12 protein-coding genes and 1 riboswitch are annotated in these 12,178 nt (G+C 66.6%); of the genes, 6 read left to right on the forward strand and 6 right to left on the reverse strand.

Annotated elements, in window-relative coordinates; translation table 11 throughout:
• Position 1: 1 nt before the first annotated feature.
• From AC1ROX_RS08685 to AC1ROX_RS08700, 4 genes are all read right to left on the reverse strand, one after another.
• Positions 2 to 1,669 carry a formate--tetrahydrofolate ligase gene (locus AC1ROX_RS08685; RefSeq protein WP_493124416.1) on the reverse strand — a complete coding sequence of 556 codons (1,668 nt, stop codon included), beginning with the start codon at positions 1,667 to 1,669 and terminating at the stop codon, positions 2 to 4.
• 78 nt (positions 1,670 to 1,747) lie between these two features.
• Positions 1,748 to 4,171, reverse strand: a complete 2,424-nt coding sequence (locus AC1ROX_RS08690) for a TonB-dependent siderophore receptor (protein WP_493124418.1) — start codon at positions 4,169 to 4,171, stop codon at positions 1,748 to 1,750.
• Between the two features lie 143 nt (positions 4,172 to 4,314).
• Positions 4,315 to 5,274: a FecR family protein gene (locus AC1ROX_RS08695; protein ID WP_493124420.1), complete on the reverse strand. Its 960-nt coding sequence runs from the start codon at positions 5,272 to 5,274 to the stop codon at positions 4,315 to 4,317.
• Positions 5,275 to 5,370: 96 nt separating this feature from the next.
• Positions 5,371 to 5,883 (reverse strand): RNA polymerase sigma factor, encoded by a 513-nt coding sequence (locus AC1ROX_RS08700; RefSeq protein ID WP_493124422.1) that lies wholly within the window; start codon positions 5,881 to 5,883, stop codon positions 5,371 to 5,373.
• A 115-nt stretch (positions 5,884 to 5,998) separates the two neighbouring features.
• Here AC1ROX_RS08700 and AC1ROX_RS08705 point away from each other — a divergent pair, with 115 nt between their 5' ends.
• Positions 5,999 to 6,658 carry an O-methyltransferase gene (locus AC1ROX_RS08705; protein WP_493124424.1) on the forward strand — a complete coding sequence of 220 codons (660 nt, stop codon included), beginning with the start codon at positions 5,999 to 6,001 and terminating at the stop codon, positions 6,656 to 6,658.
• A 104-nt stretch (positions 6,659 to 6,762) separates the two neighbouring features.
• Here the strand turns inward: AC1ROX_RS08705 and AC1ROX_RS08710 are convergent, their stop codons facing one another.
• On the reverse strand, positions 6,763 to 7,269 hold the full coding sequence (locus AC1ROX_RS08710; RefSeq protein WP_493124426.1) for a DUF192 domain-containing protein: 507 nt from the start codon (positions 7,267 to 7,269) through the stop codon (positions 6,763 to 6,765).
• An 81-nt stretch (positions 7,270 to 7,350) separates the two neighbouring features.
• Positions 7,351 to 7,452, forward strand: a riboswitch (TPP riboswitch).
• Between AC1ROX_RS08710 and AC1ROX_RS08715 the strand changes: the two genes are divergently transcribed.
• The 3 genes from AC1ROX_RS08715 (at position 7,438) to AC1ROX_RS08725 (ending at position 9,835) form a co-directional block, all read left to right on the forward strand.
• A complete protein-coding gene (locus AC1ROX_RS08715; protein WP_493124428.1) occupies positions 7,438 to 8,157 on the forward strand; it encodes an ABC transporter ATP-binding protein in 720 nt (239 codons plus the stop codon). It overlaps the preceding riboswitch by 15 nt.
• A complete protein-coding gene (locus AC1ROX_RS08720; protein ID WP_493124430.1) occupies positions 8,154 to 8,891 on the forward strand; it encodes an ABC transporter permease in 738 nt (245 codons plus the stop codon). Before AC1ROX_RS08715 ends, AC1ROX_RS08720 begins: the two co-directional genes overlap by 4 nt.
• A 2-nt stretch (positions 8,892 to 8,893) precedes the next feature.
• Entirely contained in the window at positions 8,894 to 9,835 is a 942-nt protein-coding gene (locus AC1ROX_RS08725) for an ABC transporter substrate-binding protein (RefSeq protein ID WP_493124432.1), read from the forward strand.
• A gap of 9 nt (positions 9,836 to 9,844) precedes the next feature.
• Here AC1ROX_RS08725 and AC1ROX_RS08730 read toward each other — a convergent pair whose 3' ends face one another.
• Positions 9,845 to 10,363 carry a cold-shock protein gene (locus AC1ROX_RS08730; protein WP_493124434.1) on the reverse strand — a complete coding sequence of 173 codons (519 nt, stop codon included), beginning with the start codon at positions 10,361 to 10,363 and terminating at the stop codon, positions 9,845 to 9,847.
• 126 nt (positions 10,364 to 10,489) lie between these two features.
• On the opposite strand from AC1ROX_RS08730, the gene AC1ROX_RS08735 reads away from it, so the two are divergent.
• Complete coding sequence (locus AC1ROX_RS08735) at positions 10,490 to 11,368, forward strand: SDR family oxidoreductase (protein WP_493124436.1); 879 nt, start codon at positions 10,490 to 10,492, stop codon at positions 11,366 to 11,368.
• Positions 11,369 to 11,596: 228 nt separating this feature from the next.
• Entirely contained in the window at positions 11,597 to 12,178 is a 582-nt protein-coding gene (locus AC1ROX_RS08740; protein ID WP_493124438.1) for a hypothetical protein, read from the forward strand.

Below are 12,178 nucleotides of genomic sequence, written 5' to 3' on the forward strand. Positions count from 1 at the left end.
CTCAGAAGATCCCGTCCACTTCGCCGTTCTCGGTCAGGCGGATCCGCTCGGCCGCCGGCACGCGCGGCAGGCCCGGCATGCTCATGATCTCGCCCGCCATCGCCACGACGAAGCCGGCGCCGGCCGACAGGCGCACTTCGCGGATCGACAGCGTGTGACCCGTCGGGGCGCCGCGCAATTCCGGATCGGCCGCGAAGCTGTACTGCGTCTTGGCGATGCAGACCGGCAGCTTGCCGTAGCCTGCGGCCTCCAATGCCTTGAGGCGCCGCTTCGCCGGCCCGGCGATCGTCACACCCGAGGCGTGATAGATCTCGCGGGCGATGGTCCCGATCTTCTCGGCGAGCGGCAGTTCGTCGGGATAGAGCGGCTTGAAGGCAGCCTTCCCTTCGTCGAGCACGGCGACGACGGCGCCGGCGAGGTCTTCGGCACCGGCACCGCCCTTGGCCCAATGCTCGCAGAGATAGGCCTTGGCGCCGGCCACCGCGCACTGCGCCTCGATCAGCTCCAGTTCGGCAGGCGTATCGGTGAGGAAGCGGTTGATGCCGACCAGGACCGGCAGGCCGAACTTCCGCAGGTTCTCGACATGCCGCAGCAGGTTGGGCAGGCCGCGCTCGACGGCGCCGACATCTTCCTTCTCCAGCGCCTTCTCGTCGGCGCCGCCATGCAGCTTGAGCGCCCGCACGGTCGCGACCACGACCGCCAGCCCGGGCTTGAGCCCGGCCTGCCGGCACTTGATGTCGAGGAACTTCTCCGCGCCCAGGTCGGCGCCGAAGCCTGCTTCCGTGACGACATAGTCGCCGAGCGCCAGGGCCGCGCGCGTGGCGATCACCGAGTTGCAGCCGTGCGCGATGTTGGCGAACGGGCCGCCATGGATCAGCACGGGATTGTTCTCCAGCGTCTGCACCAGGTTCGGCTTGGCGGCGTCCTTCAGCACGGCGGCCATGGCACTCGCCGCCTTGAGATCGCCCGCCGTGATCGGCTTGCCGTCGCGCGTCTCGGCAACGACGATCCGCGCCAGCCGCTCTTCCAGATCCTCGAGATCGGCGGCCAGGCAGAGGATCGCCATGACCTCCGAGGCCGTCGTGATGTCGAAACGTGTCTGCCGCGGAAAGCCGTTGGCCACGCCGCCCAGGCTGACGGCCGTATCGCGCAGCGCCCGATCGTTCATGTCGAGCACGCGCGGCCAGAACACGCGGCGGGCATCGATGCCCAGCGCATTGCCCCAGTAGATGTGATTGTCGAGCATCGCGGCCAGCAGGTTGTGCGCGGTCGTGATGGCGTGGAAGTCGCCGGTAAAATGCAGGTTGATGTCGGCCATCGGCACGATCTGCGCCTGGCCGCCGCCGGTGGCGCCGCCTTTCTGTCCAAAACAGGGGCCGAGGCTCGGCTCGCGCAGCGCGATGGCGGTCTTCTTGCCGAGGCGGCTCAGCGCATCGCCGAGGCCGATCGTCGTCGTGGTCTTGCCCTCGCCCGCCTTCGTCGGATTGATCGCCGTCACCAGGATCAGGTGCCCGGGCTTGCGTCTGGAAAGCGACTTCACATAGTCGCCGTCGAGCTTCGCCTTGTCGCGGCCATACGGTTCCAGCGAGTCTTCTGGAATGCCGAGCCGTCCGGCGACTTCTTTCATGGGCTTCTTGATTGCGCGCCGTGCGATCTCGATATCCGACATAACCACTCCCAAAGCCCGCCAATTCAGGGACGAGACCCTAGCGAGGTGGGAGTGGCCAGCCAACAGCGCTCTTCGAGCCTAGAAATCCGCCGTCAATGAGAGCCGGAAGGTCCGTGGCGCGCCGATGCCCAGCGTCGTGGCGCCAAAGCCGCCCGACCAGTAGTTGGCATCGAAAAGATTCTCGACGTTGAAGCGTACCGCGACCGGATGGCCCGTTGGACTGGCGACATTGTCGAGCACATAGCGAAAGCCGACATCGAAGCGCGTCCAGGCCGGGAGGCTGCGGCGCGGGAACGTCGTGTCGATATACTGCGAGCCCGTGTAGACGACGCGGCCGTTCAGGGTGAGGCCGCGGACGAACGGCGTATCCCATTCGCCGCCCAGCCTCACCTCGACGTTCGGCACCATCGGCGCCGTCCAGCCGTCGGTCAGCCCGCCCTGGGTCTTCGTCAGGACCGCATTGAGGAGCATCAGGCCGCCCAGCAGGCGCACGCCCTCCACCGGTTCCCCGAAGACGTTCAACTCCAGTCCCTGGTTACGCTGCTCGCCGCCCAGATACTGCGTGTTGTTCGTGACGTTCGTCAGGATGCTGGGTTGCGTGATCTGGAAGAGGCTTGCCGTGGTGGTGAACTTGCCCCAGTCGACCTTTGCGCCGATCTCGAACTGCGTCGACTTGTAGGGCGGGAAGATCTCGCCCGCGTTCGTGAATGCCGCCCCGACGACCGTGCCCTGCTGCAGGCCCTGGATGAAGTTGCCGTAGAACGAGACGTTGCTCCACGGCTTGACCAGCAGTGCCACGCCGGGCGTCAGCGCGCTCTGGTCGTAGGTCGTTGTCTGGGCGCCGGTCAGCACGTTGAAGTTCGCCGACTTGACCTGCTGCAACCGTCCGCCGACCGTGAGCTGGACCCGCTTGTCCGCCGCCGTCAGCGTATCGGCGATCGCGATGCTCGAAAGCGTGCTGGTCGCGGTCTTGTTGGCAGCCGGATTGGCAAGATTGGGCCGCGCGACGATCGACGGATTGTAGATGCTCGTCGCATAGGCCGTGCCGTTGATCGCATTGGCGCCCTGGTCCTGCTGCAGGGCCGTGGCGCTTACCGAGAATTCGTGCCCGATCGGTCCGGTATCGGCGGTGCCGCGGATCCCGACCTCCCCGGTGAGCCAGGTCGTGTAGATGTTCTGGGTGCGTGGGGTCGTCGTCGCCGTACCGCTCGCGTTGTTGACCGCCACATTGAACACGCCGAACTGCCCGTTGCGATAGTCGTGCGCGCCGAAGGATGCGTAGGCCGTGATGCGCTCGGTCAGGTCGACCTCGCCCCGGACGACGCCGAACGTGTCCTTGCGCTCGTTGGTGCTCCACGGCTGGCCGCCAGGATTGCTGCGCGCGTTCGGCGCCCAGGGAAGCGGCACGGTGGCGCCGAGCGCCACGAACGGAACGAGCCCGTTGATGAACTGGTACTGGTAGCCGAAGTCGGCCGACAGGCGCACGCGCTCGCCGCGGAAATCCAGCCCGAGAAGCGCCAGGGCCCGCAGGTCGGTGTTCCACTGCATCTCCGTAGGGCCGGCGCGATAGACACCGTTGACGCGCACGCCGAACTGCTTGTCGGGACCGAGCCGGCGAGCGAGATCGACATGGCCGCCGAACTGTGACGACGAATTGTAGGTCGCCGTGAACTGGGTCAGCGGATCGGCGCCGGCGCGCTTGGGGACGATGTTCACCATGCCGCCGATGGAGCCGCTGGGCGGCATGCCGAACAGCATCGCGCTCGGCCCCTTCAGCACCTCGATGCGCTCGGCCATTTCCGGCATCACCGAGAGATAGGGCGCGATGCCCTGCAGGCCGCCGAAGGCCGGCGAATCGAGGACGCTGAAGCCGCGGATATACATGGCGTCGATGCCGGTCGTGCCGTCGGAATAGAACGAGCGCACCGAAGGGTCGTCGATCAGCGCGTCCCTCACGGTCTTCGCCTGCTGGTCCTGAACTTTCTTTGCCGTATAGCTGGTCTGGTTGAACGGCGTGTCCATCACGTCGCGATTGCCGAGCAGGCCGAGCTGGCCGCCGGTCGCCACCTGACCGCCGGCATACGGCGGCGGTATGTTGTCGATCATCGCCTGCGAGGGAACAGCGAAGCCCTGGACCTGCAGGGGATCGAGCTGCAGCGCCCCGCCCGCGCCCGGAGCCGATCGCGTCAGCAGCACGTCGCGGTCGGAGGTGAACTGCGCCACGATGCCGGTGCCGGCGAGAAGCTGGGTGAGCGCCTGCTGCGGCGTCATCGTTCCGGCGACACCCTGTGCCTGCACACCTCTCGCGACGGACGCATCGACAGAGACCTGGATACCGGCCTGCCGGCCGAATGCATTCAGCGCCGTCGCCAGCGATTGCGCGGGAATGTTGAACGTGCGCTGGGCTTCGTTCGCTTGTGCGACAAGCCGGTCGATGCCGGGACTCACGCCACTGCCGGCGTCGTCCGCCGATGCTGCCACTGACACAAACACGGCAGCCACGGCAACGACTGCTCCAGATCTACGCATAGCTCTCCCCCGGCAACGACTTTCGATGACGTTGTGGCGGCGGCTTCACGTCCGGCCATGGACGAAGACCGGCGGCGTATTTTCGATGGAGCGGAAAAAAATCTGCGCAATCGCCTTCAAGGTCCCGAGACGATCCGCAGGAACGGCGTGACCTCCCTCACCCGGCCCCCGAACGGACCGACCAGCACGCGCAGCGCGCGGTCGGGATCGCGCAGGTCGTAGAGGCCGGTCACCTGCTGCGCCGCGAGGCGGCTGTCCTGGAAGACGATCCACTTGCCGCTGTAGCGACGGATGTCGGCGACTACGTCACCCAACGGCACGCTCTCGACGAAGAGCTGATGGCCCCGCCACGACGCCACCTCTTCGGGCGGAATCCGCGATCGGCGGATCGCGCCGCTCTTGCGGTCGAGCGTGACCTGATCGCCCGGCGTCAATCCGAGCGGCTGCATCGGCGATCCGACGCTGCGGACCTTGACGGCGCCGTGCGCCACGCTGACGGTGAGAGCCTCCGCGCTCATGCGCACGTCGAAGGCCGTCCCTACGACTCTGACGGTGAGTTCACCGGCCTGGACCTCGAACGGCCTCAACGGGTCGGGTGCCACTTCGAAGAACGCCTCGCCCGACAGCAGTTTCACCGATCGGCGGCCGGCGACGATCGTGGCGTCGAGCGCGGTCTGCGGCGAGAGATCGATCCGCGTGCCGTCTTCCAGGGCGACCTGGCGCAGTTCGGCCGTCGCCGTCACGAAATCGGCGCGCGGGCCGATGAACTGCATTCCGGCGACCACCAGCATCACGACGGCCAGCGAGACGAACGCGGCGATACGGCCCCTGCCCACAAACCAGCCGGTCCGTGCCGCGGCCACCACCGGCGGCACGGACGGAACGGCCTCGGGCTGGCCGGCGAGCATCTCCCAGGCCCGTTCCGCCCGCTTCCAGGCGCGCGCATGGTCTTCGCTCTCGCGGCGCCAGGCATCGGCGGCCGCCCGCAGCGCCGCGTCATCCGGCGCCGCGTCGAGCCGCAGCAGCCATTCGGTCGCGGCTTCGATGAGGGGATCGAGGGGAGCGCTGTGCGGCATTGAGGTCACTGAATGGCGTCGGCTGCCCCGGCGGAGATCGCCGGTCGCCCCTAGACGGATCAACTGCCGCTTTTTTCGACGGAAGGTGAAATTTTTCTAGTCGTCCGGCTGGGCCAGATGCATGGCCACGCGAGCGATGCCCTGACGCACCCAGCGGTGGGCTGTATTGAGCGACACATCCAGCGTGTCGGCGATCTGCTGCAGGGTGAAGTCGCCGCTGCGATGCATGGTGACGGCGCGACGGACCGATGGCGGCAGTTCGGCCAGCGCGGCTTCGAGCGCATCGAGCTGCTGGCGATGGGAGAGATCCTGCTCCGGCGTGGTCGCGTCGGAAGGCACCTTCCACCACGACCGGTCGTCCTTGAGGGCGCGATCCTCGATCGCGCGGCGCCGGGTGAGGTCGTAGGCCAGGTTGCGGACGATGCGATAGAGATAGCCCAGCGGATGCTGGACATCGGCATCGGCCGAGCCCTGCGGCGCGAAGCGGATGAAGGCTTCCTGCACGACGTCCTCGGCCCTCGTCCGGTCGCCGACGATCGGCAGGGCATACTCGATGAGCGCCGCCCTGTGCGTCGTGTAGAGAACCATCTTGTCGTCGGGCCAGCTCACGCCATGTGCGTTATCTCAGATGCGAACGGCTCGCAAGTCCGGGCAATACCGATGGGGCTTCTTGATTGCGTGCTGTGCGATCTCGATATCCGACGCCGAGCCAACAGGAGAGAGCATGAAGAGCTGGCCGAAAATCCACGGTGCGTTGAGCGACTATGTCGACGCCAACTGGCTGCGTGAGCCGCCGCTGCGCCGTCGGCTGCGCGAGGAAACCGCGACCCTGCCGCGGGCCGGCATGCAGATCTCCGCCCACCAGGGCCAGCAGATCGAACTGCTGGCGCGCGCCATCGGTGCCCGGCGGGCCGTCGAGGTCGGTACCTTCACCGGCTATTCATCGCTTTGCATCGCTGCCGCGCTGCCGGCCGACGGCAAGCTCTGGTGCTGCGATGTCAGTGCCGACTACACCAAGGTCGCGCGCCGCTACTGGAAGGAAGCCGGCGTCGAGAGCCGCATCGAACTCACGATCGGGCCGGCGCTCGGCACGCTCGACTGGCTGCTGGCGCAGGGCCTCACCGGCCAGCTCGATCTCGCTTTCATCGACGCCAACAAGGATGATTACGACGCCTACTACGAGCGCTGCCTGAAGCTCGTGCGGCCGGGCGGGCTTGTGCTGATCGACAATGTCCTGTGGGGCGGCTCGGTCGCCGACCCCGCGGAGGTCGACCGCGACACGCAGGCGCTCCGTGCTCTCAATGCCAAGCTGAAGACCGACCAGCGGGTCGACCTCGCCCTGCTGTCTGTCGGGGATGGCATGACCGTCGCGCTGAGGCGTTAGAGCGGGGCTCTCTCATCGGAGCGCGCAACTCCAGTTGCGCTCAAGCCCTGCAGTTCGACGAAGTATGAGCGCAACTGGAGTTGCGCGCTCCGATGAAGGTCCGGTCAGGCATTCCCGAAGATCGGATGGAGGACCTTGTCGCCCGGCTTGATGCCCAAGAGCTTGGCGCTGCCGCCGTTGATCTCGAGGACGGCGCGCACCGGGAACTGGCTGGGGATCGTCTCGGTCGAATGCGGCACGGCATTGGCGTGGATCGACTTGATCGTGCCGTCGCCGGCGATGAAGACCATGTCGAGCGGGATCAGCGTGTTCTTCATCCAGAAGCTGACCGGGGCATCCTTGTAGAAGTCGAACAGCATGCCCTCGTAGGGGCCGAGCTTCTCGCGGAACATCAGGCCCCGCGCGCGCTGCGTATCGTCCAGCGCCAGCTCGACGTCGAACTTGATCTCGCGGCCGCCGGACACGACCACCAGCGACGAGCGCTTGAAGTGGAAATCGGTGCCGCCCTGCTGCGCTTGGGCAAGACCGCCGACCAGCACGAGGGGCGCCGCGAGGAAGAGACGGCGGCCGAGCGCCGACCTCGAAGAACTCTGGGTAACTGCTTGAACCATGGCCATGGCATAGAGCGTGGACCGCGATTTCGTCAAACCGATGACGCTTGCGTGAACAGGGTCACGTAACCATAGTGGCGGCCGCTCATCGGGGGGAGCCGCCTGGCGGCTGAGAGGTCCGGAAGGACGACCCCGAACCTGATCCGGTTAATGCCGGCGTAGGGACTGGTGGCTTCGTTGACGTCTTCGCCTGCTCTTTCGGTGCGTTCGGCACACATCGTCCTCGACGGCCATGTCGTGGCCGAGAACCTGTCGCTGGAGTTCGCCGCCGGCCGCACGACCTGCCTGCTGGGGCGCAGCGGCGTCGGCAAGACATCCCTGCTGCGCCATCTCGCCGGCCTGCTGCCCGGCACGGAAGCCGCCGGGCCGGTCGCCTACATGGCCCAGCGCGACCTCTTGCTGCCCTGGCTCAGCGTGCTCGACAACGTGCTGCTGGGTTATCGCCTGCGCCGCGACGAGGCGGCCCGCCGCGCCGCCGAACCGCGCGCCCGGGCGCTCCTCGCAGAGGTCGGTCTCGCAGATCGCCTGCACGCCCTGCCGCAAAGCCTCTCCGGTGGCATGCGCCAGCGCGCGGCGCTCGCACGCACGCTCTGCGAGGACCGCGGCATCGTCCTGATGGACGAGCCGTTCGGTCATCTCGACGCGGTGACGCGCTTCGATCTGCAGGACCTCGCCGCACACCTGCTGCAGGGCCGGACCGTCGTGCTGGTGACGCACGATCCCTTGGAGGCGCTACGCCTCGGTCACGAAATCCGCGTCCTCTCCGGTACGCCCTTCGCCATCGGTCCGGTGATCGCGCCGGCCGACGACGTGCCGCGCGATCCGACCGACCCCGACCTGCTCGCCTTGCAGGCCCGCCTGATCGGCCAATTGAGGCACGGCTCTTGAGACCGCTCATCACCGCGATCGGCTTGATGATTGCCTGGGAAATACTGACCTGGGCGACCGGCGTGCCGCCCTACATCCTGCCACCGCCCTCGCGGGTCGCCGTGGTGCTGGTCGAGCGGTTCGATCTGCTGGCCGAGCAGGCCCAGTGGACGGCGGCCGAAATGATCCTGGGCCTGGCGCTCGGTCTCGCGCTGGGTGCCACGCTCGCCGTGATCTTCGCCGCCTCCGTCACATGGCGACGCTGGGCGTTGCCGCTGGTGATCGTCTCCCAGGCCATTCCCGTGATCGCCATCGCGCCGCTTCTGGTGCTGTGGCTGGGCTATGGCATGGCCTCGAAGGTCGCGATGGCCGCCCTGGTGATCTTCTTCCCGGTCGTCAGCAAGCTCTATGACGGGCTGCGCCGGACCGATCCGGGCTGGCTCGAGCTTGCGCGCACGATGGACGCCTCGCCGCGCGCGATGCTGCTGCAGATCAGGCTGCCGGCCGCGCTGCCGGCCTTCGCCTCGGGCGTACGGATTGCCGCCGCCGTTGCGCCGATCGGCGCGGTGATCGGCGAATGGGTCGGCGCCAGTGCCGGCCTCGGCTTCGTGATGACCCAGTCGCTGGCGCGCGGCCAGACGCCCCTCGCCTTCGCCGCCCTCTTCATCCTCTGCCTGCTCGGGCTGGCGCTCTATTACGCGACCGACCGCCTCGCGCGCCGGCTCGTGCCCTGGCAATCGATTCAAGGAGACTGACCATGAAAACGATGATCCGACTGCTCGCCGCGCTGGCACTGTGCTGCGCCGCCCTCCCTGCCGCCGCGCAGGAGAAGGTCCGCGTCCTGCTCGACTGGTTCGTCAATCCCGACCATGCCGCCCTGATCATCGCCAAGCAGCGCGGCCTGTTCGAAAAGCAGGGGCTCGATGTCGAGCTGATCGCGCCGGCCGATCCCAACGCCCCGCCCAAGCTCGTCGCGGCCGGCCAGGCCGACTATGCGCTCTCCTACCAGCCGACCCTGCAGATGCTCGCTTCCGAAGGTCTGCCGCTGGTGCGGGTCGGCGTGCTGGTGGCGCAGCCGCTAAACTCGCTGGTCGCGCTCGAGGACTCGCCCGTGAAGACCATCGCCGACTTCAAGGGCCGCAAGATCGGCTTCTCGGTGTCGGGGGTCGAGGAAGCCGTGCTGGGGGCGATGCTGGAAAGCGCCGGCTTGACGCTCAAGGACGTGACGCTGGTGAACGTCAATTTCGCGCTGACGACCGCGCTCATGAGCAAGCAGGTCGACGGGGTGATCGGCGCCTTCCGCAATTTCGAGCTGAACGATCTCGAACTGAACAAGGCCAAGGGCCGGCTCTGGCTGGTCGAGAAACATGGCGTGCCGGCCTATGAGGAACTGATCATCGTGGCCAAGCGCGAGACGGTCGCCGTTGCCCGCACGAAGAAGCTGCTCGCGGCTCTCGCCGAGGCGACGGCCTGGCTGACCACCAATCAGGCCGAGGCATGGGCGAGCTTCTCCAAATACGGCAAGGATCTCGACAACGATCTCAACCGGCTGGCCTGGAAAGACACGGTCCCGCTGCTGGCGACCGATCCGGCCGCGCTCGACCGCGCACGCTACACCGCCTTCGCGGAATTCCTGGTGAAGCGTGGCCTGATCAAGCAGGCGCCGCCGCTCGACAGCTACCTGCGCGAGATCAAGTAGGAGAAGCTGTCAGGCGCCGCGGATCTCGACGACCTGAAGGCCCTTCTGGCCTTCAGCGACGCGGATCATCACCTTCTGACCCGGTGCCAACGAATCCATGCCGTGCCGCCGCAGCACAGCCGCGTGCACGAAGATGTCGCCCTCGGCCGTCTCGCGAGTCACGAAGCCGTAGCCGCGCTCGTTGTTGTACCATTTCACCAAAGCGCTGATGTAATCGCCCAAGGCGATGCCGTCAGGAATGGGCGGCGGCTTCGCAGTCGTGGCGACGGCCGTCGACGAATCGACGTCGATCACCCTCATGACCTGCCAGCCCTTCGGGCCGCGGACACCGGCGCACACTACGGTTGCACCGGGCTTGAGATCCTCATGCCCGGCTTGGCGCAATGTCGTCACATGCAGGAACGCGTCGCTGTTGTCGATGTCGAGGGCTAGGAATCCATACCCTTTGACAGCGTTGAACCACTTTACTTTACCACGCAGCTCAACAGTACCGACGTCCCCGCTCGTCTCTCCCAGATGGGTCGTCATTCAACGATCCCGTTGTTGTTATGCAGAAATCGTAACCATGCTTTGTCTAGGAAGCAACAGTCCTTGTACGAGATTGCAACCTCACGTTAGACGATTTGCCTGGAGTATTCGCGGGAGGATCAACAAATGTTCAAAACCGACCTGTTCAAGGGCAAGCGATTCCTCGTCACCGGCGGCGGCACCGGCCTCGGTCGCATGATGATGGAGAAGTTCGTCGAGCTTGGTGCAGACTGTGTGATATGTGGCCGGCGCGGCAGCGTCCTCGAAGAGACCGCCAAGCAGGTAATGGAAAAGAATCCGGGCCGGCGGGTCGATTTCCATACGGTCGACATTCGGGTCGCCACGGCTGTCGAGGAGATGATCGAGCAGATCTGGGTGACGGGACCGCTTGACGGCCTGGTGAACAACGCCGCCGGCAACTTCATCTCGCAGACCAAGGACCTGAGTCCGCGCGGCTTCGACGCGATCGCCAACATCGTGCTGCACGGCACGTTCTACATGACCAATGCCTGCGGCAAGCGCTGGATCGCCGAGAAGCGCAAGGCGAGCGTTCTCAGCATTCTCACAACCTGGGTGTGGACCGGCAGCCCCTTCGTCGTGCCCTCGGCCATGTCGAAAGCCGGCGTCGCCGTCATGACCCAGAGCCTCGCCGTCGAATGGGCGCGGCATGGCATCCGCCTCAATGCGATCGCACCAGGCCCCTTCCCGACCGAGGGCGCCTGGGCCCGGCTCAACCCGATGCAGGAAGGCAACGACACCCGCTACAACACGCGCAACCCGATGGGCCGCGTCGGCCGCCCCAGCGAGCTCGCCAACATGGCCGCCTTCCTGATGAGCGAGGAGGTCGAGTACATCAACGGCGAGGTCATCGCGATCGACGGCGCCATGGGCATCATGGGCAACGGCACCTTCTCCAACATGATGGCCTACAGCGAGGAGGATTGGGTTCGCATCCGCGAGCAGATCCAGTCGACCAACTCGGCCGACAAGGCCAAGCGCAGCTGACTAGATGCGTGCCCCCTGCCGACGTGTGGCATTCGCGCCACACGTCGGGGCGATTGTGAAAAAGCACGCAGCCAAAGGGGTAAAGTGGCCGTGGCCATTGGGCTTCAGCCTCAATTGAGCCAAAGTGTCATGGTGTTTTGAGGCTCCCCAAAACGATCAAACATCGGGTCCCCGAGAGATCCAATCGTGCAATCCAGTAGCAAGTCGGTCACCTCCCTCATCCAGCGTTTGCCCCGTCGGCAAATGCTGTTCATGGGCACTGCCATGGCCGGCTTGTCGGTGGTCCCCGCCGTCTTCGCGCAGAGCGTGGATGCCCGCCACTGGCAGGGGGCGACTGCCGTCACCCGTCAGCCCGAGCATGTGGTGGCCACCACGATTGCCGAATGGCGCAGCCTGTGGAGCCGCGTCGGCACCCCCGCGCCCGACATGTTCGAGGCCGGCCGGATGAACGCCGTCGGCATCTTCTTGGGACGGCGCAGCGGCGAAGGCTACGCCGTCAATGTCCTGTCGACCGCCCGCCGCCGCGACCGCATCGTCGTCGTCTTCGAGGAGCGTATGCCGGCCGAGGCGATGATGGCCCAGCGCGGCGTCAGCTCGCGGCCCGTCGCAGGCGGGGTCGCCGCGAACGCCGCTCCCTCCGCCCTGCCGCCGGGTGCATCGGGCTTCGCCGCGCCCGGCGCCACCGCCTCTTTGGCTCCGCCCCCACCGCCCGCTGCCCGCCCCGTCGGCCAGCCGACTTCGCCCTGGGCGATCATCCTCATCAACCGGGCCGATCTCCCGGTTTCGGTCGAGCAGCGCCTCTTCCGCTGA

The organism is Reyranella sp. GW821-FHT14A01 (assembly GCF_058803965.1).

Coding starts and splice junctions, on each gene's coding strand:
- AC1ROX_RS08685 (WP_493124416.1), bottom strand. CDS start 1,669: ATGTCGGATATCGAGATCGCACGGCGCGCAATCAAGAAGCCCATGAAA.
- AC1ROX_RS08695 (WP_493124420.1), bottom strand. CDS start 5,274: ATGCCGCACAGCGCTCCCCTCGATCCCCTCATCGAAGCCGCGACCGAA.
- AC1ROX_RS08705 (WP_493124424.1), top strand. CDS start 5,999: ATGAAGAGCTGGCCGAAAATCCACGGTGCGTTGAGCGACTATGTCGAC.
- AC1ROX_RS08710 (WP_493124426.1), bottom strand. CDS start 7,269: ATGGTTCAAGCAGTTACCCAGAGTTCTTCGAGGTCGGCGCTCGGCCGC.
- AC1ROX_RS08725 (WP_493124432.1), top strand. CDS start 8,894: ATGAAAACGATGATCCGACTGCTCGCCGCGCTGGCACTGTGCTGCGCC.
- AC1ROX_RS08730 (WP_493124434.1), bottom strand. CDS start 10,363: ATGACGACCCATCTGGGAGAGACGAGCGGGGACGTCGGTACTGTTGAG.
- AC1ROX_RS08735 (WP_493124436.1), top strand. CDS start 10,490: ATGTTCAAAACCGACCTGTTCAAGGGCAAGCGATTCCTCGTCACCGGC.